At 68.0% G+C, this 23,868-nt stretch carries 18 protein-coding genes and 4 pseudogenes; 17 read left to right on the forward strand and 5 right to left on the reverse strand.

The genetic code is table 11. The features are described from left to right. Positions 1 to 348 precede the first annotated feature (348 nt). From ACS5Q7_RS23510 to ACS5Q7_RS23535, 6 genes are read left to right on the forward strand one after another with little or no spacing between them, the layout of a single operon-like run. The gene (locus tag ACS5Q7_RS23510) at positions 349 to 1,575 is read left to right on the forward strand and encodes a transporter substrate-binding protein (RefSeq protein WP_478341689.1); all 1,227 of its coding nucleotides are present in this window, start codon (positions 349 to 351) and stop codon (positions 1,573 to 1,575) included. Between the two features lie 46 nt (positions 1,576 to 1,621). Next, positions 1,622 to 3,121: an urea ABC transporter permease subunit UrtB gene (gene urtB / locus ACS5Q7_RS23515; RefSeq protein ID WP_478341690.1), complete on the forward strand. Its 1,500-nt coding sequence runs from the start codon at positions 1,622 to 1,624 to the stop codon at positions 3,119 to 3,121. Then, positions 3,118 to 4,218: an urea ABC transporter permease subunit UrtC gene (gene urtC / locus ACS5Q7_RS23520; protein WP_478341691.1), complete on the forward strand. Its 1,101-nt coding sequence runs from the start codon at positions 3,118 to 3,120 to the stop codon at positions 4,216 to 4,218. Before urtB ends, urtC begins: the two co-directional genes overlap by 4 nt. Beyond that, entirely contained in the window at positions 4,215 to 4,925 is a 711-nt protein-coding gene (locus ACS5Q7_RS23525) for an ATP-binding cassette domain-containing protein (RefSeq protein WP_478341692.1), read from the forward strand. The genes urtC and ACS5Q7_RS23525 overlap by 4 nt, the downstream gene beginning before the upstream one ends. Continuing rightward, entirely contained in the window at positions 4,922 to 5,635 is a 714-nt protein-coding gene (urtE, locus tag ACS5Q7_RS23530) for an urea ABC transporter ATP-binding subunit UrtE (protein ID WP_478341693.1), read from the forward strand. The genes ACS5Q7_RS23525 and urtE overlap by 4 nt, the downstream gene beginning before the upstream one ends. Positions 5,636 to 5,655: 20 nt before the next feature. Beyond that, on the forward strand, positions 5,656 to 6,603 hold the full coding sequence (locus ACS5Q7_RS23535; RefSeq protein WP_478341694.1) for an acetamidase/formamidase family protein: 948 nt from the start codon (positions 5,656 to 5,658) through the stop codon (positions 6,601 to 6,603). Between the two features lie 56 nt (positions 6,604 to 6,659). On the opposite strand, the gene ACS5Q7_RS23540 is transcribed toward ACS5Q7_RS23535, so the two are convergent. The 3 genes from ACS5Q7_RS23540 to ACS5Q7_RS23550 all read right to left on the reverse strand — a co-directional run bounded on the left by ACS5Q7_RS23540 (position 6,660) and on the right by ACS5Q7_RS23550 (position 11,213). Continuing rightward, a complete protein-coding gene (locus tag ACS5Q7_RS23540; RefSeq protein ID WP_478341695.1) occupies positions 6,660 to 7,022 on the reverse strand; it encodes a transposase in 363 nt (120 codons plus the stop codon). Between the two features lie 280 nt (positions 7,023 to 7,302). Continuing rightward, positions 7,303 to 8,445 carry a carboxylate-amine ligase gene (locus ACS5Q7_RS23545; RefSeq protein WP_478341696.1) on the reverse strand — a complete coding sequence of 381 codons (1,143 nt, stop codon included), beginning with the start codon at positions 8,443 to 8,445 and terminating at the stop codon, positions 7,303 to 7,305. A 119-nt stretch (positions 8,446 to 8,564) separates the two neighbouring features. Next, positions 8,565 to 11,213, reverse strand: a complete 2,649-nt coding sequence (locus ACS5Q7_RS23550; protein WP_478341697.1) for an MGH1-like glycoside hydrolase domain-containing protein — start codon at positions 11,211 to 11,213, stop codon at positions 8,565 to 8,567. Positions 11,214 to 11,822: 609 nt separating this feature from the next. On the opposite strand from ACS5Q7_RS23550, the pseudogene ACS5Q7_RS23555 reads away from it, so the two are divergent. From ACS5Q7_RS23555 to ACS5Q7_RS23570, 4 genes and pseudogenes are all read left to right on the forward strand, one after another. Further along, positions 11,823 to 12,589 (forward strand): annotated as a pseudogene (locus ACS5Q7_RS23555) (DUF4113 domain-containing protein); the annotation flags it as partial. Between the two features lie 166 nt (positions 12,590 to 12,755). After that, on the forward strand, positions 12,756 to 13,109 hold the full coding sequence (locus ACS5Q7_RS23560) for a hypothetical protein (RefSeq protein ID WP_478341698.1): 354 nt from the start codon (positions 12,756 to 12,758) through the stop codon (positions 13,107 to 13,109). Positions 13,110 to 13,170: 61 nt separating this feature from the next. Continuing rightward, positions 13,171 to 13,455 (forward strand): hypothetical protein, encoded by a 285-nt coding sequence (locus ACS5Q7_RS23565; RefSeq protein WP_478341699.1) that lies wholly within the window; start codon positions 13,171 to 13,173, stop codon positions 13,453 to 13,455. Between the two features lie 327 nt (positions 13,456 to 13,782). Beyond that, a complete protein-coding gene (locus ACS5Q7_RS23570) occupies positions 13,783 to 14,418 on the forward strand; it encodes a glutathione S-transferase N-terminal domain-containing protein (protein ID WP_478341700.1) in 636 nt (211 codons plus the stop codon). Between the two features lie 159 nt (positions 14,419 to 14,577). On the opposite strand, the gene ACS5Q7_RS23575 is transcribed toward ACS5Q7_RS23570, so the two are convergent. Beyond that, positions 14,578 to 15,969: a multicopper oxidase family protein gene (locus ACS5Q7_RS23575; RefSeq protein WP_478341701.1), complete on the reverse strand. Its 1,392-nt coding sequence runs from the start codon at positions 15,967 to 15,969 to the stop codon at positions 14,578 to 14,580. A 171-nt stretch (positions 15,970 to 16,140) separates the two neighbouring features. Between ACS5Q7_RS23575 and ACS5Q7_RS23580 the strand changes: the two are divergent. The 7 genes and pseudogenes from ACS5Q7_RS23580 to ACS5Q7_RS23610 form a co-directional block, all read left to right on the forward strand. Next, positions 16,141 to 16,368 (forward strand): annotated as a pseudogene (locus tag ACS5Q7_RS23580) (CsbD family protein). Between the two features lie 49 nt (positions 16,369 to 16,417). Next, on the forward strand, positions 16,418 to 17,458 hold the full coding sequence (locus ACS5Q7_RS23585; RefSeq protein ID WP_478341702.1) for a CorA family divalent cation transporter: 1,041 nt from the start codon (positions 16,418 to 16,420) through the stop codon (positions 17,456 to 17,458). Then, positions 17,455 to 18,990, forward strand: coding sequence for a carbohydrate porin (locus tag ACS5Q7_RS23590; RefSeq protein ID WP_478341703.1), 1,536 nt, complete (start codon positions 17,455 to 17,457; stop codon positions 18,988 to 18,990). The genes ACS5Q7_RS23585 and ACS5Q7_RS23590 overlap by 4 nt, the downstream gene beginning before the upstream one ends. Positions 18,991 to 19,145: 155 nt before the next feature. Further along, complete coding sequence (locus ACS5Q7_RS23595; protein ID WP_478341704.1) at positions 19,146 to 19,571, forward strand: hypothetical protein; 426 nt, start codon at positions 19,146 to 19,148, stop codon at positions 19,569 to 19,571. A gap of 81 nt (positions 19,572 to 19,652) precedes the next feature. Beyond that, positions 19,653 to 20,063, forward strand: coding sequence for a FixH family protein (locus ACS5Q7_RS23600; RefSeq protein ID WP_478341705.1), 411 nt, complete (start codon positions 19,653 to 19,655; stop codon positions 20,061 to 20,063). Further along, positions 20,060 to 21,574, forward strand: coding sequence for an efflux RND transporter periplasmic adaptor subunit (locus ACS5Q7_RS23605; RefSeq protein WP_478341706.1), 1,515 nt, complete (start codon positions 20,060 to 20,062; stop codon positions 21,572 to 21,574). Before ACS5Q7_RS23600 ends, ACS5Q7_RS23605 begins: the two co-directional genes overlap by 4 nt. Then, a pseudogene (locus ACS5Q7_RS23610) lies at positions 21,571 to 23,751 on the forward strand (efflux RND transporter permease subunit); the annotation flags it as partial. The gene ACS5Q7_RS23605 and the pseudogene ACS5Q7_RS23610, both read left to right, overlap by 4 nt. Positions 23,752 to 23,764: 13 nt before the next feature. Here ACS5Q7_RS23610 and ACS5Q7_RS23615 read toward each other — a convergent pair. Then, positions 23,765 to 23,868: pseudogene (locus tag ACS5Q7_RS23615) on the reverse strand (IS630 family transposase); the annotation flags it as partial.

Raw genomic sequence — 23,868 nt, forward strand, 5'->3', positions numbered from 1 at the left:
GGCGCCCATTTCGGACGCTATGGCCGACCTCTGCATGCGCCGCAAGCGGACATGTACCGACACGCGTCGAGATGGGTACTCACTCCGTTCTGTAGGTAGAGATTTGGCAAGCGGTAACGTCTTGCATGCGCCATCATCGTCGATCGGACGATGCGCGAAAACGAAGGCCTTGAGGGACATTACATTCGGGATAGCAATTTTGACGTTCGCAGTCGAACTGCGCCCGTGATTCACGCAAGTGCTGCTAATATGCGCAACGCACTCCCAGCCTTGCAGCCTCTTTGACCTTCCAGTCCCGCTGAGGCCGGCCGACAATCGGGCCGTCAATCCAGGGGAGCTTCGGGGTCGATGACGCATCTTACGCGGCGCAGCTTCGTCGGCACGGCGGCGTTGCTGGCGGCGCCGGCTCTCATCCGGCCCGCCTTCGCGGCCGATACCGTGAAGCTCGGGTGCCTGTTCTCGTCCTCCGGCACGATGGCCAACCTCGAAGGCCGGCTCAATCACGTCGTCCGGATGGCCGCCGACGACATCAACGGACGCGGCGGCGTCAACGGCCGGCAGATCGAGGTGCAGACCTCCGATCCCGCCTCGGATTGGCCGCTCTACGCGCAGATCGGCCGGCAGATGCTCCAGCAGGAGAAGGTCGCGGCCCTATTCGGCTGCTGGACCTCCGTGTCGCGCAAGTCGGTGCTGCCGGTCGTCGAGCAGAACGATGGGCTGCTGTTTTATCCGCTGCATTTCGAAGGCGACGAAAATTCCAAGAACGTCGTCTATGTGAACTCGCCGCCCGCGAGTTCCGTGCTGCCCGCCGTCGATTACCTGATGGGTCCGGACGGCGTCGGCGCGAAGCGCTTCTTCATGATCGGCTCGGATTACGTATGGCCTCGCACGATCAACAAGCAGTTGAAGGGCTACTGGCAGAGCAAGGGCATTCCGGAGAGCGCTTGGCGCGAGGAATACGTGCCGTTCGGGTTTTCGAACTTCCAGACCCTGGTGAACCAAGTCCGCAGCTTCGCGAGCCAACCCGGCGGGCAGCCGATTGTGGTACTCACCGTGGTCGGCTCCTCGATCCCGGATTTCCTGCGGGAGTTCGCCAACCAGGGCATCAGCGCCACCGATGTGCCGATCCTCGGCCTCGACATGGTGGAAGCAGACCTCGAAGGGCTCGAGACCGCCAAGCTCGCCGGCCACCTGAATTGCTGGGCCTATCTCCAGGCCGCCAAGGGTGATCGCAACAAGAAGTTCCTGGCGGACTGGGCCGCCTATGTGAAGGCCAAGAACGTCCCGTTCAGCGCCGACACGGTGATCGATCCGATGGTGTCGGCCTATGACAGCGTCCATCTCTGGGCGCTGGCGGCCGCCAAGGCCGGGTCGTTCGCGGTGCCGGAGGTGCGAAAGGCCTTCGCGGGGCTGAGCTTCGACGATCCGTCGGGCTACACGCTGACCATGACGGGCGAAAACAACTACGTTTCCCGTGGCGTCTTCATCGGCTCGGTCAACGAGAAGCGCGGCTTCGACGTCCTTTGGCAATCCCCGGATGCCCCGAAGCCGGTCCCCTTCAGCCCCTATGGTTGATCCCGAACGGTCCGCATTCCGGGCCCTTCTCGCGCTCTTATGCCTGATGGTCTTGGCCCTTCCCGCTGCTGCCACGCCGTTCGACCGAGTGGCCTTCGCTGCGGATCTTTGTGGTGACGGCGCGGCGCAGGTCCGCGCGGCGGAAGCCCTCGTCCAGGCGAGCGGCGATCTGCCTGCGGCCGATCTCGTATTCGCCGGAGGCCTCCTCGCCGCGCTGGCCGAGCGGCGTCTCACATGCCAGGGGGGAGTCCGCACACCGGTGCTCGGCCTCCGCCAGCGCGCCGCCGTCGAGATGGCACGCGGTACCGTCGCACTGCTGACAGATCCCAATTCAGCCGGTCGCGCCGCCGGCCTCGCCGTGCTGGAGCGGCGCATCACCACCGTCCCGGCCTCCGTGCTCGACCGCGCCCGTGACGCGGAAAAGGAGCTCGCGCTCAAAGACACCATCGCCGGCCTTGCCCAGGCAGCGGCCCTGTCGTCGCCCGATCCGGCACGGCGTCGGGGGGCAATCGAGGCCGTGGCCGCGAATCCGTCCGGGGCCGCGCTGGCACGGCTTACGGCGCTGAAGAGCGATCCCGCCTACGCCGCCGATCCGGCTTTCCGGGTGGCCCTCGATGCGGGCCTCGCTCAGGTCTCGCGGGCCGTGGCGGTCGGGGACGGTCTCGCGGTCGTCTACAACGCACTGAGCTTCGCCAGTATCCTGTTCATGGCGGCGGCGGGCCTCGCGATCATCTTCGGCCTCATGGGGGTGATCAACCTCGCCCAGGGCGAGTTCATCATGCTCGGGGCCTACGCGACCTACGGCGTGCAGGAAGCCTTCCGCCGCCTCGCCCCCGGCTGGCTCGACCTGTACCTTTTCGCTGCCATCCCGGTCGCCTTCATCGCCGTCGCTTCGGCGGGGATTACCGTCGAGGCGCTGATCCTACGCCATCTCTATCGGCGTCCGCTGATGAGTCTCCTCGCCACATGGGCAGTGAGCCTGTTCCTCGTGAACCTCGTGCGCGTCACAATCGGCACCCAGAACCTGCAATTTGTCATGCCGGCTTACGTCAATGGCGGGATCCCGCTTTACGCCGACTTCGTCATGACCTGGAACCGCCTCTTCGCCATCGGTTTCGCGGTGGCGACCCTGGCGCTGACGCTCCTGATCCTGCGTCGTACTCCACTCGGCCTCGACATCCGTGCCGTGACCCAGAACCGCGACATGGCCGCCTGCCTCGGCCTTCCGACGCGCCGGGTCGACCGCCTCGCCTTCGGGCTGGGCTCGGGCCTGGCGGGACTCGCCGGAGTGGCGCTCTGCCCGATCTATAGCGTCAATCCCGGCATGGGCTCCGGCTTCATCGTCGATAGCTTCATGGTCGTGGTTCTGGGCGGTGTCGGCAGTCTCGCCGGGACCGTGGTGGCGGCCCTTGGAGTCGGCGGTGCCAATGTGCTGCTTGAGCCGATTTCGGGCGCGGTCGCCGCCAAGGTGATCGTCCTCGTCGGAATTATCCTGTTTCTTCAGCGCCGGCCCGAGGGCCTGTTCGCGGTGAGGCGGCGGCGATGAGCGGCGCGATGCAGACCGCCCTCGCTTCGGCGGCGAGTCCGGCACGGCGCGGCATGCGCGATCCCCTGATCACGGGCCTCGTCGGGCTCTGCATTGCGGCTTCGGTCGGGCTCCTCGTGGCGCGCCCCGCCCCGTACCTCGTCAACGCCCTGGGCCAGCTTGCGGCCTTCGCGATCCTCGCCGTCGCCCTCGATCTGGTCTGGGGCTATCTCGGCATCCTCAGTCTGGGGCACGGCCTGTTCTTCGCCATCGGCGGCTATGTCTGCGCCATGCATCTCCTGGCCCACGGCGTCGCGGAGACGGGTGTGCTGCCGGACTTCGTGCAGTTCATGGGCTGGAAGAGCCTGCCGACCTATTGGGCGGGCCTCGACCACGGGGCCTACGCCTTTATCCTCGCTCTGGGCTTCGCCGGATTCGTGGCCTTCGTGTTCGGGCTCGTCTCGTTCCGTTCGCGGGTGAACGGGGTCTACTTTTCGATCATCAGCCAAGCGCTCGTCTATGTCGCGATGCTGCTGATGTACCGGAACGATACCGGGCTCGGCGGCAATAACGGCATGACCGGCTTCCCGCTGCTGTTCGGCTGGCCGATGGGTTCGCCGGGCGTCGTCACCGGGCTGGCCGTAGCCGCGCTCCTGACACTGGCGGCCGTGCTCGTGGGCACGCGACTCCTCGTCGGTAGTGCCGTGGGGCGGCGGATGCTCGCCTGCCGCGACGACGAAATCCGGCTGCGCACCCTGGGCTACAGCACGACCCGACTCAAGCTCGGGATCTGGTGCCTCTCGGCCATGATCGCGGCGCTGGCGGGCATCCTGTACGTGCCGCAGGTCGGCATCATCAACCCGCGGGTGCTGGCGCCCGATCTCTCGATCGAGATCGCCGTGTGGGTGGCGATCGGAGGGCTGGGGCGGCTCGGTGGGGCGGTCATCGGCGCGATCCTCGTCAACGGCCTGAAGTTCTGGCTGAGCGCCGCGATGCCAGAGGCATGGCCCTTCATCCTGTCCGGGCTGGTGCTGCTCGTGGTGCTGGTCCTGCCGAACGGGCTCCTCGATCTCGTCGGATGGCGGCTGCGCCCGACCTGGCTGCGAGGGAGCCAATGAGCGCCCTCGTCGTCGACGCCCTGACGGTCGCCTTCGGCGGCTTCACCGCGCTGGACCACGTCTCGCTCGCGGTTGATCCCGGCGAGGTGCGAGCCGTGATCGGTCCGAACGGCGCCGGCAAGACCACGCTCCTCGACGTCATCTCGGGCGTCACGAAGCCGGTCTCCGGCCGGGTGATGCTCGGCGACCATATCGACCTGACGAAGCGCTCGGAGGCCGAGATCGCCCGGGCCGGCGTGCGGCGGAAGTTTCAGAAGCCCAGCGTCTTTCCGGCGCTCACCGTGCGCGAAAACGTGGAGATCGGCTGCGGCCCCGCCCTAAGCCCACCTGAGAAGCCGGCCCGCATCGCCAGCGTCCTCGGGGAGATCGGCCTCACGGCGCGGGCCGACGTGCCGGCGGGTAGCCTGTCGCATGGCGAGAAGCAATGGCTGGAGATTGGCATGGTGCTCGCCGCCGAGCCCGCGCTCCTACTGCTCGACGAGCCTGTCGCTGGGCTCTCCGATTCCGAGACCGCCCAGACCGCCGCGCTCATTCGAGGCTTGCGCCGGCCGGACCGGGCGATCCTCGTGATCGAGCACGACATGGCTTTCGTCGAGGTCATCGCCGACCGGGTGACGGTGCTGCACGAGGGCCGCACGCTCTACGAGGGCAGCATGCAGGGCGCCCGCGAGGATACCCGCGTGATCGAGGTCTTCCTCGGCCGATGACGCACGCCACCGCACCCGCACGCCTCGCCATTGAGGGGCTCGATCAGCATTACGGCAGCGCGCAGGTGCTGCGCGGAGTCGGCATCGCGGTCGAGCCGGGGGCATGCCTGGCCGTCCTCGGACGCAACGGCGCCGGGAAGACCACGCTTCTGCGCTGCCTCGCTGGTCTGATCCCAGCGAGCCAGGGCCGGATGGCCCTCGACGAGACGGAGCTGACGCGCCTGTCCTCGGACCGGCGTGCCCGGGCGGGTCTCGCCTACGTTCCGCAGGGGCGCGAAATCTTTCCCGACCTGAGTGTCGCCGAAAACCTGCGCGTGGCCGCCCGCGCTCATCATCTCGAACGGACCGACGCGGTGGACGAGGCGGTCGCCCTGTTCCCGGCGCTTCGTGGGCTTTGGCATCGCCCGGGGGGCAATCTCTCGGGCGGCCAGCAGCAGCAGCTGGCCATCGCCAGGGCGCTCGCGACGCGGCCCCGCGCCCTTCTGCTCGACGAGCCGACGGAAGGCATCCAGCCCTCCATCGTCGCTGCCATCGAGGCGGTGATCGAGGGGCTCAAGGGTCGGATCACCGTGCTCCTCGTGGAGCAGTATCTCGATTTCGCCCTGCGGGTCGCCGACGCCGTGGTCGTGCTGTCCCGAGGCAGCGTCGTCGCGCGCGGCGATCCTGCGACGCTGAACCACGAGACCCTCACCCGTCACATCGCGGTCTGACGAACAGCCCAGGAGACGCCGTGCCCACTCATCACGAAATCCCCGCCACCCCCGAGACCATGGTGCTCGGCTATTTCGATGCCGCCCTGCCGCCCGTTCTGACGGTTGAGTCTGGCGACACCGTCACCCTTCACTCGCACCCCGCGGGCGGGCGGGAGTCGCTCCATCCCGACCCGGCCCGGGTGCCGGCCGACCTGCTCCAAGCCCTCGATACGTTGAAGCCCGGCGGCGGCCCGCACTTCGTCACCGGCCCGGTCCATGTGGCTGGTGCGGAGCCGGGCGACATGTTGCAGGTCGAGATCCTCGACCTGAAGTTCCGCCTGGATTGGGGCTTCGTGTCGATCCTGCCGCTGCTCGGCACCCTGCCGGACGAGTTCACCGACTACGAGACGATCCACGCCGACATCGACACCGCACGCGGGATCTGCCGCCTGCCCTGGGGGGCAGAACTGCCCCTTGATCCGTTCTTCGGTATCATGGGCACCGCCCCACCCGCCGCTTGGGGCCGTGTCGGCTCGCCGGTGCCCCGTGCCTTCGGCGGCAACATGGACAACAAGGAGATGCGGGTCGGCACGACGCTGTATCTGCCGATCTTTAACCCAGGCGGCGGCTTCTACGCGGGCGACGGCCACGGCGTGCAGGGCGACGGCGAGGTCTGCATCACCGCCCTGGAAACGGGATTGACCGGCACGTTCCGGCTCACCGTGCGCAAGGATATCCCGGGCGCCTGGCCCTTCGCCGAGACCCCCACCGACCTGATGTCGATCGGCCTGCACGAGAGCCTGGACGAGGCCATGCGGCAAGCCGTGCGGGAGATGGTCCGCCTTGTCTGCGCCCGCACCAATCTCACGCGCAACCAAGCCTACATGCTGTGCTCGCTCGCCGGGAATCTGCGGATCACCCAGACGGTGGATGGCAATAAGGGCGTGCATATGCTGATGCCCAAGTCGGCCCTCGCCGGGACATGATGACGTGGGGCGCGCCCATCCGGCGCGCTCCTCGCGCAAAGGGACGGGTACCGGTTCTAAGTTGCGGTTCGCACAAAGGCGAAGCGACCAATGCAGGTCTCGCCACCCCGATTGGGGGGCCCCCGGAGCGAGGCTGCGCGAGGGGACATGACAGGGCGGGCCGCCTCGCCCCGCCATGGATGAACCGTCATCGCCGCGCGCAGGCGCTGCACCTCGGCCCGCAGGGCGATGTTCTCCTGCTCGACCCGGCCGAGCCTGGCCACGCCCGCGGGTTTGAGCCCACCGAGGCGGCGTCGCCACCGATAGAAGGTGCCGAGCGAGATACCGGCGCTCGCGCAGATCTCGACGATCGGAATGCCGCGCGCGGCCTCGTCGAGAAGAAGGGCTATCTCCTCATCCGTATGCAGGGATCGGCTCATCGAGGATCTCCAGGTGCGTCAGACGTGGTGGGTCCATTCGATCAGCCACGGGCAAAAAGCGGACCGAGGGTCCGCGTTCGATAGAGGACTGCGAAGTATGTCTGCTGCGAAGCGCGATAGATCCCTGTTCCAATGACTGACTCGGGCCGATGAATGCCCCTCCGCTTGCCAGCGGCCCGGCCCCGAAGCAGACTTGCCGGTACCGGCCAGGACCGGCGAGCTGCCTCATGTCCAATGCGGACTGCCCCAAAAGTTTCCAAGGGCCAGAAATGAAGAGCCGCTAGCTGGGATCAGCTGCACTGCTTGTCTCCTCTGCAAGCCAATCGATGACTGCCTTCAGCGCCGCGTCTTCGTTCGCTCCGTTGCCGATGGAGGCCGCGTAGACAGCAAGTTGGTTGGTCGCGCTCGAGCCGTTGCAGACAATCACCTTGGCGTGCGCAGCTTGTGACGTGCAGCCTAGCGCGGCCGCGTCTTCGGCGATTAGGTCGAGCAGCGCGTCGATGGCTTCGGTCATGGGAACAACTCGCTCGCCCGCCTCATCGATCAGAGTGGCACCCGTGCCGTCGCGCTCAGCCCGCCAAAGGTTCTCCATCACGAACCCCCGCGAAGCGCCGGTGAGGCCAACGTGGATGTCCCGGCGCCGGTAGAGCATGCGGACGAGGCAGCGGTAAAGCTGGGCGATGGCAAGGGTGTCATCCAACCGCGTGCAGCTATCAGCAACACGCAACTCCAGGGTTGGATACCGGATCGAGGGACGGATGTGCCACCAGAAGTACGTTGGATCGGTCACGGCGTCGGCCGCGGTCATCACCCGCACATAACGGGCGTAGTCGTCGGCATCGTCGAATAGCTCTGGAAGGCCTGTGCGCGGCAGCTCGGCGTAGGCCCGTAATCGATAGCCGTGCAGGCCAGTCCGCCGACGATCGTAGAACGGCGAAGACGTCGAGAGAGCGAGCAGCAGCGGCAGATATGGGTAGATCCGACGCATGATGTCGATCCGCGCTTCTGGGTCCGGTACCTCGACGTGGACATGCATCCCGGCGACTACGGAACGGCGCCCGGTGATCTGGAGATCGTCCATCATCCCGCGGTAGCGCGGCTTGTCGGTCTCCTTCTGAGCCGACCAAGCGGCGGTGGGATGTGTCCCGGCGGCGAACAGCTTGAGTCCGTGCTCGCGGGCAGTCACCTGGAGCTTGTCGCGCAGATTGCCCAGCGCCGCCTGCGCCTCCTCGACGCTTGCAGTTGGTTTCGAGCAAATTTCGACTTCGTTCTCGATGAGTTCCCGCTCAACCGAACCCAGGCGTTGGGCCGCGGCATGGAAGCCCTGGATCGATGTGCGCGGTGCACCCCGCGAACGGGCGCTGGCTAGGAAGAACTCTTCCTCGATCCCGAACTTGTAGTCGTGCTCTGACTGCTGCGCCATCGCATGCTTCCGATCCCTGGGGGTGCAGCGCCCAGCAATTCAGCTGGAAGCGTGGTTCTAGCCCCGGCAAGCGCGATCCGCGCCAAGCCGCGTCGATGCGCCTCTGTACGCGTAGAAATTCACCGTCGCAGCGTCGCCCGGTCGTGCAAAAGGTTGAGGATCAGAGCCGTCCACCCTGTCTGGTGAGAGGCGCCGAGACCGCGACCGGTTTCGCCGTCGAAGAACTCGTAGAACAGGAGCGCCTCTTCAGCGCCTGCGGCCGCCGGGATCGGCGGCCGGTCGCCGCGGAAGGGGCGGCGGCCAGCCTCGTCCTTCGTAAAGAGAGCGATCAACCGATCCTGGAGCGCGTCGGCGATCGCAGCGAGTGAGTGCATATCCCCCGAGCCGGTCGGGAATTCTACGAGGAAGTCGTCGCCGTAATAGGTGTGGAAGCGGCGCAGAGCCTCGATGATCAAGTAGTTCGTCGGCATCCACACCGGGCCGCGCCAGTTGGAGTTGCCGCCGAACATGTTCGATGTGGAATCCGCCGGATCGTAGCGAACCGTGAACGAGGCGCCGAACTCGCTCAGGACATAGGGCTCGTCCCGATGCGCCTTGGACAGCGAGCGAACACCGAAGGGTGACAGGAACTCCGCCTCGTCGAGCATCCGGCGCAGCAGCGCCTTCATCCGGTGGCCGCGCAGCAGCGAGAGCAGCTTGCGGTCCTTGACGCCGCCTTCGTCCCAGCGCGACACGAGGCGGGCGAGATGCGGGCGGTTCTCCAGCAACCAGTTGAGACGGCGGGCGAAGTCCGGGAGTCGCTGGAGCACGGAGGGCTCGATCACCTCAACGGCAAAGAGCGGCACCAGCCCGACCATGGAGCGGACCCGCAGGGGGAGCAGCCCGGCCCCGGGAATATCGACCTCGTCGTAGTAGAACTTGTCGACCTCGTCCCAGAGGCCGAAGCCCTCGCCGCCCATGTCGGTCATGGCTTCGGCAATGAGCAGGAAATGCTCGAAGAACTTCGAGGCGGTGCTCTCGTACACGTCGTTGTGGAGCGCGAGTTCGAGGGCGATGCGCATCATGTTGAGCGCATACATCGCCATCCAGGCAGTCCCGTCGGCCTGATGCACCATACCGAAGCCCGGCGGTGGTCGTGACCGGTCGAACACGCCGACGTTGTCGAGGCCGAGGAAGCCCCCCTGGAAAACGTTGCGGCCACTCGCATCCTTGCGGTTCACCCACCACGTGAAGTTGATCAGCAGCTTGTGGAAGACGCCTTCGAGGAAGGCGAGGTCACCGTGCCCGCCCCGGCGCCTGCGGTCGATCTCGAACACCCGGTAGGTCGCCCAGGCATGAACGGGAGGGTTGGTGTCGGAAAACTCCCACTCATAGGCTGGGAGCTGGCCGTTGGGATGCATGTACCATTCGCGTGTCAGAAGCAGGAGCTGCTTCTTGGCGAAGTCCGGATCGAGCAGCGCCAGCGGCAAACAGTGAAAGGCGAGGTCCCAGGCGGCGAACCAAGGATATTCCCACTTGTCCGGCATCGAGAGTACATCGAAAGCCGCAAAGTGCCGCCAGTGGGTGTTGCGGCCACCGTCGCGTTCGCGGGGCGGCACCGGCTGCAGCGGATCGCCCTTGAGCCAGACCTGCACGTCGTAGGCGTAGAGTTGCTTCGACCAGATCAGTCCCGCGGCGGCCTGCCGGAAGATCGCGCGGGCATCCGGGTCAGCGATCCCCTCTTGAAGGTCGTCGTAGAAAGCATCAGCCTCGGCGACGCGCAGCTCGCGGACGCCGCCATCCATATCGAGCGCGCGCGTCCGCGTCCCTGCCGACAACCGCAGACGGATCCGCGTTGTTTGGCCTGGACCCAGGTGGATCACGTAGTGCAGGCCGAGCTTGGTCCCAGCATCGCGCCGGATCGCGGCGGCATCGCCCCCGACGATCGCCGCGTGGAAACCGTCCTTGAACGGGCCTTCGGCCTCGCGTTGTCCGGCATGGCGATGCAGGTTCGTTTCGTTCTCGCAGAACAGAACATCGGGCTCACCCTCGAACGCCAGGCGATAGGGGCCGAGCCGGTCATGCTCGCAGACGACGCCGCCCTCGGGATGGATGGCGAGACGCGGGCGCAGGCTGTTATCTCGCCAAGACCACGTGTTGCGGAACCAGAGCTGCGGAACGAGATGGAGATCGGCGGCCTCCGGACCCCGGTTCGTCGCGGAGATGATCACGTGGATGTCGTCGACATCGGCCTTAGCGTATTCGACCGTCACGTCGAAAAAGCGGTTGCCATCGAAGATCCCGGTATCGTCGATCTCGTATTCTTGGACGTCGCGGCCGCGTTGCAGGCTTTTTCGAACGAGATCATCGTAGGGATAAGCCGCTTGCGGATAGCGGTAGAGGAACTTCATGTAGGCGTGGCTCGGGATCGCGTCGAGATAGTGGTAGTGCTCCTTGACGTCCTCGCCGTGATTGCCCTGTTCGTTGGTCAGGCCGAAGAGGCGCTCCTTCAGGATCGGGTCGCGTCCGTTCCAAAGCCCGAGCGCAAGGCAGAGCTGGCCGCGCTCGTCGCAGATCCCAGCGAGCCCATCCTCACCCCAGCGGTAGACGCGTGAGCGCGCATCGTCGTGGGTCAGCGAGCGCCACGCATTGCCGTCGCTGCTATAATCTTCGCGTACAGTGCCCCATTGCCGCTCCGCGAGATACGGTCCCCAGAGCGACCACGGTCGCTCGCCGCGCGTTTGCTCGGCGATCCGGCGGCGCTCGGCCCAATCGATCGCGTCGCTCACGCCCGCCCCTTTCGAAGGTGAAGAGCTGAAGCAGGGCGATCAACAGAGCACGTTCGAACGACAAGGCGATGAGACAGATCGTAGGTCATGGAGTTCCAAGCGAACAGCAATCAAGTAAGGCCGCGATGCATCATCGAAGCCAAGCATCACAGGTAGAATTCCAAAGTCTGGGCGAGCCCCGCGGCCAGGATGGCGCAAGCTTGAGACAGCGCGCCTCGAGTTGCGGCCAGTCCAGAGGTATGCCGCGGTGTCGACGGACGGTCCGACGGTCATCAGATCCTATCAGCGACGGCGAACGTTTCGGCCGGTCAACGCCGGCTTGCCAAGATGGACGGCACTATCACCTGCACAACAGCAGACCGTTTGCCTGCCGCCAAGCTCATTCAAGCTTGGCGGCTACGGCGATTCCGAATTAGAATGAGCTTGTCTGCTTTCCCCGCAGATCTTTTCCGAAGCAGCCATTCCGCTTACGGCTAGTCAGCGCCCAACCCAGTCGTTCGCTGGGGTTCGACGGCATCCTCGAAGCAGACATGGCGGGGGCCGATACCCGTATTCTCGCTCTACGTGTGGACAGAGTTGTTCGGGCTACGACCGGACTGACCCGCCTCCGACCACTGGATGGCCCGGAACCCGCTGGAGAACATCTGGGGCGTCGGACCGGCCAACGCCCGCAAGCTCGGGGCGCTCGGCTGCGAGAGCGCTGCCGACGTGCGCGACTTCGACACCTGCCTCGTGCGCAAGGCCATGACGGTGGTGGGCGAGCGCTTGGTTCGGGAGCTGCGCGGTGAGGCCTGCCTCGACCTGGAGGAGGTCGCCGCAACCCGGAAGGGCTGCGCCGCCACCCGGAGCTTCTCCGACCGGGTCGAGGATCGCGCGACGATGGAGCAGGCGGTCGCCGCACACGCCACCCGGCTCAGGGAGAAGCTGCGCCGAGAGGGGCTCGGGACCGACCACGTCACGGTCTTCTTCCACACCTCGGAGCACGACCGGACCCGGCCGCATTGGTCGGTCTCGACGGTGGTGACCCTGCCGGAATCGTCGAACGACACCCTGGTGCTGGTGAAGGCTGCCCTGTATGGCGTCCGGAAGACCTGGCGGGAGGGGTTTCGCTACTCGAAGGCCGGGGTGGTCACGCCCGAACTCCTACCGCTGCATGCCTCGCAGCGGGCGATGCCCGGCCTCGGCCAGCTCGACCGCGAGCAGGGCGCCGCGCTGATGGCGGCGCTCGACGCCTGCAACCGACGCTTCGGACGCGGGGCGGTCGTTCCGGCCGTGGCCGGGCTCGCACCAAGCGCGCCTGGTCGACCAGGTTCAAGATGCGCTCGCCGCGATACACGACCCGTTTGGACGAACTTCCGGTGATAGCGGCGGCCTGATCCCGCATCCCGCGCAGGCCTGCCCAGCGTCGCGTGTTGCAGTGCAACATATACCGAACTCCACGGTTGGATAGGCGCTACCCTCGCATCGACGATCGGGGGACGGCGTCGGATCGACCGCCTGCCGGGGCGGGGTCGCTGCGCTGCCTCCACGAAGGTCCTCCTGATGCGCATCGCCCCCAACCTCGCGACCGTGATCCTCGCGCTGTCGCCGCTCCCGGCTCTGGCCTCCTCCTGCGCAGAGCAGATCGGAACCATCGAACGCCGCCTCGACAGCGCGGGCGCCGTCCGGATCACGGGTCTGCAGGCAGGGCATACTCTCCGAACGGGCTCGCCCCGCGGCGTGACGACGGTACGTTTGGATGCGCCGAGCGACCCCGACACGGTCTCCACCGCCGACCACGTCGCCGCCGCACGAACCCTGATCGCCCGCGCCGGCGCGGAGGACCGCCGGGGGGACCAGCGGGCCTGCGAGAACACAATGACCGAGGCCAAGGGCATGATCGGCGCCCTCCCGTAGCATGCCGCGCACTTGCCGGTCCGCGCACGGACCGGCCGATACAGCATGAGGAATCCCGGAGATGATCGGTCCCGCCGAAATCGAGGACATGCGCCTCGACCTCCTGGCCATGGACGAACGGGCACGGCTCTACGACGCCGCCCTGGTGCCCCTGAACCGGCATTGGGCGGAGCGGGGCGCTGCGTCGGTCGGAAGCGTCACCCGGATCTGCGAGCTCGTCTTCGCCAAGGCGGAGCACCGTCCGCTCGCGGACTGGAAGGCGGTCGTCACGGAGGCCGTCGAGCAGGCCGGGTTCGGCATCGTCTGGAAAGGCGAAGCCGTGGCCTCGCTCGATGCCCGACGATAAATTGAGGGCTGCCACGCGTGTCGGGCCAAGGCGTCGCGTAGACGTCGGATGCCGGGAGCCGACGCGGCGCCTTCGATGTCCGGCCGCCCTGAAAGGATCCGGCTCGATGGCATCCTGCGCCGCATGCCCATCCGGGGGCCGCGGGGAGCATGAGGCCCGCCCACGAGGAGCGGCACCTCATCGACCGGAACGGCCGGGAAGTTCCGGCGGGGCTGGAGCGGCGTCAGGCCGGCCGGACGGACGCGCGATCGCCGTCGCGTTCCTCCCCGTTCGCCCTAGATCCCAACCGGGGGACGACCCGCTCCCTCGGACCGCGAGGAACGCGCCATGATCACCCTCTACACGTGGGCGACCCCGAACGGTCGCAAGATCCCGATCATGCTGGAGGAGTGCGTCCTGCCGTACACGGTCGTGCCGGTGGACATCGGCAAGGACGAGCAGTTCGCCCCGGACTTCCTGAAGGTCTCGCCCAACAACAAGATCCCGGCCATCGTGGACGACGAGGCGGAGGGTGGACCCCTTTCGGTGTTCGAGAGCGGTGCGATCCTCACCTATCTCGCCGAGAGGACCGGCCGATTCCTCGCGCCCTCGGGCCCGGCCCGCTACAAGGCGCTCGAATGGCTGCACTGGCAGATCGGCGGCCTCGGCCCGATGCTGGGCCAACTCGGTTTCTTCGCGGTCCGCTCGGACGAGAAGGCGCCGCTGGCCATCAAGCGGTTCACCGAGGAGGCCGACCGTCTGCTGCGGGTCATGGACCGGCGCCTCGGCCAGGAACCCTACCTCGCGGGGGCGGACTACTCCGTCGCGGATATCGCCTGCTACGCCTGGACGCTGGCGGCGACGTCCTTTCTGAGGGAGCCGCTCAAAGGCACGGTCGACGCCGTGCCGAACGTGACCGGCTGGCTAAAGCGGGTCGGCGAACGTCCGGCGGTCAAGCGCGGCATGGAGGTGCCGAAGACCTGACGCCCGCCTGGGTGGGCGCCGCGAACGGCCGGGAGGCCGCTTGCTAGCTCGCGACCATGTCGACGGTGGTCCCGACGGGACGGCAATGCCTGCCACGGGTGGCTTCGTCGACCGGCGCATTCGTGCGCGCCGCTCGCGCCCCGACCAGACCCGCCGGGTTCAAGCGTAGCGGATTAGCCCCGCGAAGCCCTCGTCCATGTGGTCCTGGTGATGGCAATGGAAGAAGGTCGCGCCGGGATCGTTTGCGACGAGGTCGATCTCCGCCGTCGAGTAACGCGGCATGCTGATCGTATCCTTCATCAGCCCCGACATAGCCTGGTCGCCGACCTTGGTCACCTCGAATGTGTGACGATGGATGTGCACCGGGTGCTCGTCGCCGCTGTGGTTGTCCATCACGAGGCGATAGCGCTTGCTCTGCCGCACCGTGAACAGCGGGTTCGTGTCCGGCCAGGACTTGCCGTTGATCGTCCAGCGGTTGTAGCCGCCGCGGCCCCCGGGGACCTTCTCGAACCTCAGGGCGATGGTCTCGTCCGGCGCGGCGGCCGCCTCGGCCCGGGCGAAGGCGGCATAACGCCAGTCGTCCCGCTGGGGCTTCTGCCATTGCGGTTCGCCGCCGCGGTTGGCGTACTCGACGACGACGCCCATGCCCATGCCGCGCTCGTCGTCCTTGGTCGAGCCGAGCACCCAGACGCCGGGGTTGTTCATCTCCACGATGACGTCGGCGCGTTCCGCCACGTCGAGCTTGAGCACCTCGACCGCTGCCTGCACCGGAACGGGGTTGCCGTCGAGCGCGATGACCTGGAAGCGGTGGCCCGGCAACGATAGGGAGATGCCCATGCTGGCGTTGGCGTTGAGGAAGCGGAACAGCACCCGCTCGCCCTCGCGGACCCGCACCGGCTCGCCGTGGCCGAGCATCCGGTCGCCCAGCGTCGCCGAGCGGTACATCGCCTCCAGGCCGTTATCCGGCGGCGGCCCCTTCCGCATGTCCTGCATGCTGACCCAGTGGCCCTCCCAGGTGTGGGAGGCCAGGAGCACCTCGCGGTCGTAGCGGCCGGGGTCGCCCGCCGCCGGCTCCACGATCAGGAAGCCGAACTCGCCCGAGTAGGTGCTCTTCGTCAGGTCTTCCATGGCCATGGCGTGGCTGTGGTACCATCGCGTGCCCGAGGGCTTCGGCGTGAACGCGTAGACCAGCGACCCGCCCGGCGCGATGATGGGCGACCCTTCCTCGGTCGCGCCGTCCTGGTCCGGCGGCAGGAACAGCCCGTGCCAGTGGACGAGGTCGCGATAGCCGCCGTCGTTGACGACGTTGATGCGGACCGGCTTGCCCTCCTTTAGGCGCAGCGCCGGTCCCGGCACCGTGCCGTTATAGGCGGTCGTCCTGATGATCTTGCCTGGTGCGATCTCGTGCGAGACCGGCGCGATCCTTATGGTGTGATCGGCCGGTCCGTCCGACGCGCGGGCGGCAGTCGGCGGTAGCGCGAGACCCAGCGCGGCAACCCCGCCGGCGCGCAGGATTTGGCGACGGTCCGGGCTGGTCATGCGGAAAGGCATGTCGGCATCCTTGTCGCGGCGGGCGGGACGTGTCGCGGGGAAACGCATCCCGCCGGTCATCGGATCGGGAGCTCCCTCGCGCGGCCGTGTTGGCCATCCAGGAACGGGAACTGTCCCCCGCCCGTTCCTGCGCACCTCGACCGATCCCGGTCATGGTTTGGGAGAAGCGCCGTGAGCAGCACCACCGACAAGATCAAGGGCCTGGCCAACTAGGCCGTCGGCAACGTGAAGCAGGGCATATGCAACGCGACGGGCAACGACAAGCTGAAGGCCGAGGGCCACGCCCAGGAACTCAAGGGCGATGCCCAGAAGGCGACCGGCCTCTACACCGGCTGGCTCGGCTGGCAGGGTATCGGGCACGAACACCTTGCGTCTATCGTGGGTCGGTCCGTCGGCTGAGCGCCGCCTTTCGGGAGATGTGCTTTTGTCGTCAGAGGTCCCGACGCGGATGAGGTCGCCCACGCTCCAGGACGGGACGGGGCTCCGGGCGGACCGGCCACCAGGCCTGCTCTGGGCGATGCGCTTCGATGCGGACGGCTGCGGGCATATCGTCGACGCGGCCGTCGACCTCCCGGATCTCGGCGCGTTCGGTGACGGTTTCCTCTGGCTGCACTTCGACTTGGGCGGGGCAGAACTCGATGTGGCCATCGACCAGGGTCGGCTCGGCCCGCAGCGGTTGGCTGCGTCTGCCTTCGGTCCGGATGAGCACCAGCGGGTCACGGTCGAGGGCAATTACATCGGTGGGGTCGTGGCCGACCTCAGCCGCGTCGCGGACGGCACCGAACAGGACGACGTCACCGGCAGGCTGCATTTCGTCATGGGGCCACGCTCCCTCGTCAGCGGGCGCCGGCGCCCGGTCGAGAGCCCGGAGGCCACCCGTGCGGCCGCGGCGAGCGGGGCTCGCATAAACTCGCCGATCCTGCTGCTGGAGACGTTGATCGGCTACGTCATCGCCTCCATCGCCGCCTCGGGCGGGAAACTCTCGGACGAGGTCGATGGCATCGAGGATCACATCCTCGACGAGCGCGTGCGCGGCGACCGCAGGCGCCTGGGCCCGATCCGCCGCGACGCGGTGCGCCTGCACCGTCAGCTCCTCGGGCTGTGTGCCGTGTTCCATCGGCTGGAAATCGATGGCGCCACCCAGGACCTGTCTCCCCAGGCCATGACGGCGGCGGCCCGCATCGCGCAGCGCCTCGACGCCCTCGACCGTGACATGAACCTGATTGCGGAGCGCAGCCGGCTCCTGCAGGAGGAGCTCGCGGCGCGCGTGGCCGAGCAGTCGAACCGCCAGCTCTACACGCTGTCGGTGCTCACGGCGCTGTTCCTGCCGCCGACGTTCATCACCGGCTTCTTCGGGGTCAACACCAAGGGCCTGCCCCTCGCCGACGACCCTCACGGGACGCTCGTCGTGCTGCTGCTCTCGCTCGGCTCCGCCGTGCTCGCCTACTGGGGCATCCGCATCCTCGGCATCCGGGCGCCCCGCGAATGACGGGCGTCCTGACGGATGGCGCGGTTCCCGGCCCGCGCGACCCGGGCACCGCACGGCCACGGACGGCATCCCTGGCCCGCGCCGCCGTCGCTGGCGTCTCGCTCGCATGCCTGATGCCGTCCGACGGCCGGGCGCAGGGCGCGAACGCCGGCGCCGGCGGCGACCCGCGCACCTCGGTCGCCCAGCCCGAGGTCTCGGGCAAGCCGTCGGCCGTCGCCACGACCTCCATCCAGGCGACGCTGGGCGACGCGGCGGACCCGACCGGCCTGCGCCGCTTCCTCTCTGACCGCGGCGTTGTCCTCAGCTTCAACGCCATCGCCGACATCCTCGGCGACACGAACGGAGGCACGCGCCGGACAGCCACGGTCACCGGTCGTCTCGACATGCAGCTCGATGCCGACCTCGACCGACTTGCGGGATGGAAGGGTTTGGCGTTCCGGGTCGAGGCCTTCCAGATCAACGGCGCCGGGCTGTCCCGGGCTGCCGTGAACGACCTTGCGGTAGTGAGCGAACTGGAGGCGCTACCCTCGACGCGCCTGTACGAGCTATGGGTCGAGCAGCAATTCTTCGACGGCCAGCTCGGCATCAAGCTCGGACAGGTCGCAGCCGACACCGAGTTCCTGGTCAGCCAGACCGCGACGCTGTTCATCAACTCGACGTTTGGCTGGCCGACCATCGCCGGCACGAACCTGCCGAGCGGCGGACCGGCCTATCCGTTCGGCGCCCCGGCGGTTCGGGCCAAATATCTCCCGACCCCGAACCTGTCGTTCCAGGTCGGGCTGTTCGACGGCGATCCAGCAGGGCCGGCCCTACCGTGGAACGACGCGGACCCGCAGCGACGTGACCGAACCGGGACGAACTTCCGGCTCTCGGATCCACCGTTCCTGATCGCGGAAGCCGCCTATGCCTACAATTTCGAGGAGCGGGACCGGTCCGGCCAGGTCCTGAACGAGCCCGGCACGGTGACACTCGGAGGCTGGCACCATTTCGGCCGGTTCGACTCGTTGAAGGTCGACAACACGGGTCGCTCCCTCGCAGATCCGTCGACGACCGGCATCGCGCGACGATTCCGAGGCAACGACGGCCTCTACGGGATCATTGACCAGACCGTGTACCGAGAGCCCGACAGGAATGACGAGGGCGCGAGCGTGTTCGTACGCGTTGTGGGCTCGCCCGGCGACCGCAACCTGGTCGACCTCTACCTCGACGCGGGCATCGGTTACCGGGGGCTGCTGCCGGACCGCAATAACGACACCGCCGGCGTGGCCGTGTCCTACGCGCGCATCTCGCCGTCGGCCCGGGGGGCCGACCGGGACACCATCTTGGAGACGGGCTTCGCGATGCCGCGCCGCCGGTTCGAGGCGCTCGTCGAGGCGACGTACCAGGCGGTCCTGGGACCGGGCGTCACGGTGCAGCCGAACCTGCAGTACGTCTTCCATCCAGGCGGAAACATCCCGGATCCGCGAGACGCGTCCGGACAGCGGATCAAGAACGCCACGGTCGTCGGCGTCCGAGCCACGTTGACCTATTGAGGCGCCACGGCGCCAGCCATGCGGCCGGTCACCCGGCCGACTTGCTCTGGGACCTGACAATCCTCACTCAAGGCTGACCGAGTTTGTCCTCGCACAGCTCGTGAAAAGACAGGGACACCCTTCCGTCCCGGCTCGGAATTTGCCATCCTGGCTGCGTGAACCTCTGGCTCGCCCTCCGGCGGCTGCTTCCGCTCCTGGCGGTTCTCAGTCTCGCCCTGACGCCGGTGACCGCTCCCGCGGCCACCGCGGGCATGCACGCCAAGATGTCGGCGGCCGTCCACGACCATCACGGGCACGCGATGCCCGACATGGACACGGCCGACGACGCCTCCGGGAACGTCGGCATGGCGGACATGGCCATGGGCGACATGCCTTGCTGCCCGCACGAGAAGGCGGCCAAGCCCGACTGCGCCAAGGGCTGCCCACTCATGGCGCTCTGCCTCGCCACCGTCGCCTCGCTCCTGCCCACGGCGGTCGTCCTCCCGGCGCCCGTCGGGTCGCGCGCGAGCATGGCTTGGCCTGCGCCGGCATCCCTCGCCAGCGTCAACGGGACACCGCTGCCCGAACCTCCCCGAGCCTGAACCCGATGCCGCCGGCGTGAGCGCCGGCACGACGCCGCGCGTCCGCGCGCCGGCGACCGTCGCGTTCAGGAGATGAGACCCGTGATCAAAAGCCCATTCGCGCACCCGCTCTCGGCGGCGGTGCTCGGCACCGTCCTGTCGGCGCCGGCCCTGACCTCGTCCGCATTTGCGGACATCAAGGACTACCACTTCCAACTCGTCCAGCAGGAGGCCAAGGTTGGTGAGGCCGTCCTCTCGGTGCGCCTTCTCGACAAGCGCAGCGGCAAGCCCGTGCCCGACGCCGTGATCTTCGCCAAGCGCATCGACATGGCCCCGGACAGCATGGACGAGATGACCTCGAAGATCGAGCAGCTCCCCACGACCGAGCCGGGCGTCTACCGCTTCAAGGCGAAGCTGACGATGGCCGGCGGCTGGCGCCTGTCGCTCGGGGCCAAGGTGCAGGGCGAGACCGGCACCGTCGAGGACAAACTCGTCTTCCAGGCCGTCAAGTGAGCCGGGCGCCCTGGTTTGCCGGGACCCTCGCCGCGCTTGCGGCGGGGGGCGCCGGCTACGTCGCGGGGCACGGGACCGATCCCGTGCCGGCGCTCGTCGAGCGTGCCCGGACGGAGCTCGCCAAGTGGGCTCCGTCCGTCTCGGCGTCCGCCCAAGCACCGGCGCCCGCCAAGGCGACCGGGCCGGTGGTCTACTACCGGGACCCGGACGGGAAGCCCGTCTACTCGCTCTCGCCGATGGCCACCGACGACGGCCGCGAGTTTCGCGCCGTCCGCGCCAGCGAGGACACGCGCTTCGACATGCCGGAGGAGGAGGACGAGGCTCGCCCGACCGACATGGCTGGGCAAGGGATGGCCTCGCACGACATGGCCAAGGCTCCGGCCCCGAAGCCCGCCGCGTCCGCCCGGCGCATCCGCTACTACCGCAACCCGATGGGGCTGCCGGACACCTCGGCCACCCCGAAGAAGGACTCGATGGGGATGGACTACATCCCCGTCTACGAGGGCGAGGACACCGACGGCAATGGCGTGACCGTCTCGCCCGGCAAGGTCCAGCGCACCGGCGTTCGGACCGAGGCCGTGGAGCGCCGGGTCGTCGCCCGGCCCGTGCGGGTGCCCGGCACCGTCGCCCTCGACGAGCGGCGCGTGATCGTCATCGCGACCCGGTCCGACGCCTACGTCGACCACGTGGAAAACGTCACCACCGGCGACCACGTCCGCAAGGGACAGGCCCTGGTCCATGTCTACTCGCCCGAGATCAACGCCGCGGCCGCCCAGCTCATCGCCAATCCCGGCTTCGACGGGGCCCGGCGACGGCTGCAGAACCTGAACGTCTCCGAGGCCGTCATCGACGAGATGGAGCGCACCCGGAAGGTGCCGATGGCCATCACCTGGTCCACGCCCCGGGACGGCATCGTCCTGCAGCGGACAGCCATCGAGGGCATGAAGGCAGCTGCCGGGGACACCCTGTTCCGCATCGGCGACATCGCGACGATGTGGGTGCTGGCGGACGTCCCCGAGCGCGATCTCGCCAACGTCCGCGTCGGACAGGCCGCCACGGTCCGCCTGCGCTCGGCCCCGGGCCGGACCTTCTCCGGCAAGGTCGGGGTGATCTACCCGCAGGTGAACCCGGAGACCCGGGTCACGCGGATGCGGATCGAGCTCCCGAACCCGGACGGCACGCTCCTGCCCGACATGTACGCCGACGTCGAGATCGCGACGGGGGACGCCAAGCCGGTCGTGGCCGTGCCCGACGATGCGGTCATCGACACCGGCGAGCGCCAAGTCGTGCTGATCGACCGGGGCCAGGGTCGCTTCGAGCCCAAGGCCGTGAAGGTGGGCGTGCGCGGCGGCGGCTACACCGAGATCCGCGACGGCATCGCGGCCGGTGACAGCGTGGTGACGGCCGCGAACTTCCTGATCGACGCCGAGAGCAACCTGAAGGCGGCGCTGCAGGCCATCGCGGACCCCAAGGACGACCGCCAGGCCGCCACCGCGGGGGCGACGCCATGATCGCGCGCCTCATCGGCTGGTCGGCCCGCAACCTCGTCCTGGTGCTGGTCGGAACCGTGTTCGCGGTCGCGGCCGGGGTCCTGGCGCTGCGGACCCTGCCGCTCGACGCCATCCCCGACCTCTCGGACGTGCAGGCCATCGTCTACACCGAGTATCCGGGGCAGGCCCCCCAGGTGGTCGAGGACCAGGTCACCTACCCGCTGACCACCGCCATGCTGACGGTGCCGAAGGCGAAGGTCGTGCGCGGCTTCTCGTTTTTCGGAGTGTCCTTCGTCTACGTCATCTTCGAGGACGGCACCGACCCCTACTGGGGCCGCTCGCGCGTGCTCGAATACCTTAACGCGGCGGCGAGCCGCCTGCCGACCGGGGTGACGCCGACGCTCGGACCCGACGCGACCGGGGTGGGCTGGGTCTATCAGTACGTCGTGGTGGCGCGTGAGCGGACGCTCGCCGAACTGCGCTCGATCCAGGACTGGGTCATCCGATTCGGCGCCTCCCGGGCCGAGGGCGTGGCCGAGGTCGCGGGCGTCGGCGGCTTCGTGAAGCAGTACAACGTCGTGGTCGACCCGAACCGCCTCCGGGCGCAGGGGATCTCCCTCAACAAGCTCCGGGACGCGATCCGGTCGAGCAACGCCGACGTCGGCGGCCGCACGGTCGAGCTGTCCGAGTTCGAGTTCATGGTGCGCGGGCGGGGCTACCTGCGGAGCGTCGTCGACATCGAGGACATCGTCCTGAAGACCGCGGGCGGCACGCCGCTGCGGGTGCGGGACGTCGCGCGGGTCGAGCTCGGGCCGGACGAGCGTCGCGGCATCACCGAGATGAACGGCGAGGGCGAGGTCGCCGGCGGCATCGTGCTCCAGCGCTTCGGGGCCAATGCCCTGACCGTCATCGAGGGGGTGAAGGCGAAGCTCGCGGAGGTCGCCAGGAGCCTTCCCGCCGGCACGGAGATCCTGCCGGTCTACGACCGCTCGCAGTTGATCGACGCGGCCATCGACACCCTGCGGCACACGCTGGTGGAGGAGAGCGTCGTCGTCTCCCTAGTCTGCATCGTGTTCCTGCTGCACGTGCGCAGCGCGCTGGTGGCCATCCTGATGCTGCCGGTCGGCATCCTGATGGCGTTCGCGGGCATGAAGGCGCTCGGAATCGGCGCGAACATCATGAGCCTGGGCGGCATCGCCATCGCGGTCGGCGCCATGATCGACGCCGCCATCGTCATGATCGAGAACGCACACAAGCACCTGGAGCGGGCGCCGCCGGGCAAGTCCCAGGTCGAGATCCTCATGGAGGCGGCGGCCGAGGTCGGCCCGTCCCTGTTCTTCTCGCTCCTGATCATCACGGTCTCGTTCCTGCCCATCTTCACCCTTGAGAGCCAGGAGGGCCGGCTGTTTGGGCCGCTCGCCTTCACCAAGACCTTCGCCATGGCGGCGGCCGCGATCCTGTCGGTGACCCTAGTGCCGGCGCTGATGGTGCTGTTCGTGCGGGGCCGGATCGTCCCGGAGCGCCGAAACCCGCTGAACCGGCTCCTCATCTGGGCGTACCGGCCGCTCATCGCCGGCGTGCTGCGGGCGCGGGTCCTGACCATCCTGGTCGCCCTTGGCGTGCTGGCAGCCACGGCCTGGCCGGCCCGGCAGCTCGGCTCAGAGTTCATGCCCGACCTCAACGAGGGCACGCTGCTCTACATGCCCACCACCCTCCCGGGCATCTCCGTGACCAAGGCCGGCGAGCTCCTGGCGACCCAGGACCGGATCATCAAGTCCTTCCCGGAGGTCGCCTCGGTCTACGGCAAGGCCGGCCGCGCCAACACCGCCACCGATCCCGCACCCATGGAGATGTTCGAGACGGTCATCGCCCTGAAGCCGCAGTCCGAGTGGCGCCCGGGTGTGACGGTGGCGAGCCTCAAGGCCGAGATGGACCGCGCGCTGCAGTTCCCGGGCGTGTCGAACGCCTGGACCCAGCCGATCCGGGCCCGCATCGACATGCTCTCGACCGGCATCCGCACGCCGGTCGGCATCAAGGTGCTGGGCACCGACCTGAAGGGGATGGAGAGTGTCGCCCGCCGGGTCGAGGCCGTCCTGCGGAACGTGCCGGGCACGTCGAGCGCCTACGCCGAGCGCGTCATCGGCGGGTACTTCCTTGACATCACGCCGGACCGCGAGGCGCTCGGCCGCTACGGCCTAGAGCGGGTCCCGATCAGCTTGAAGCATAAGCATCATCCTCGTAGCCGGCCGCGGTGAAGTAGTTGCGGCACTCCTCGGGCGAGAAGCGCGTGAAGGCTTTGTGGATCGTCTCCCAGA

This window comes from Methylobacterium sp. Gmos3, from assembly GCF_056430985.1.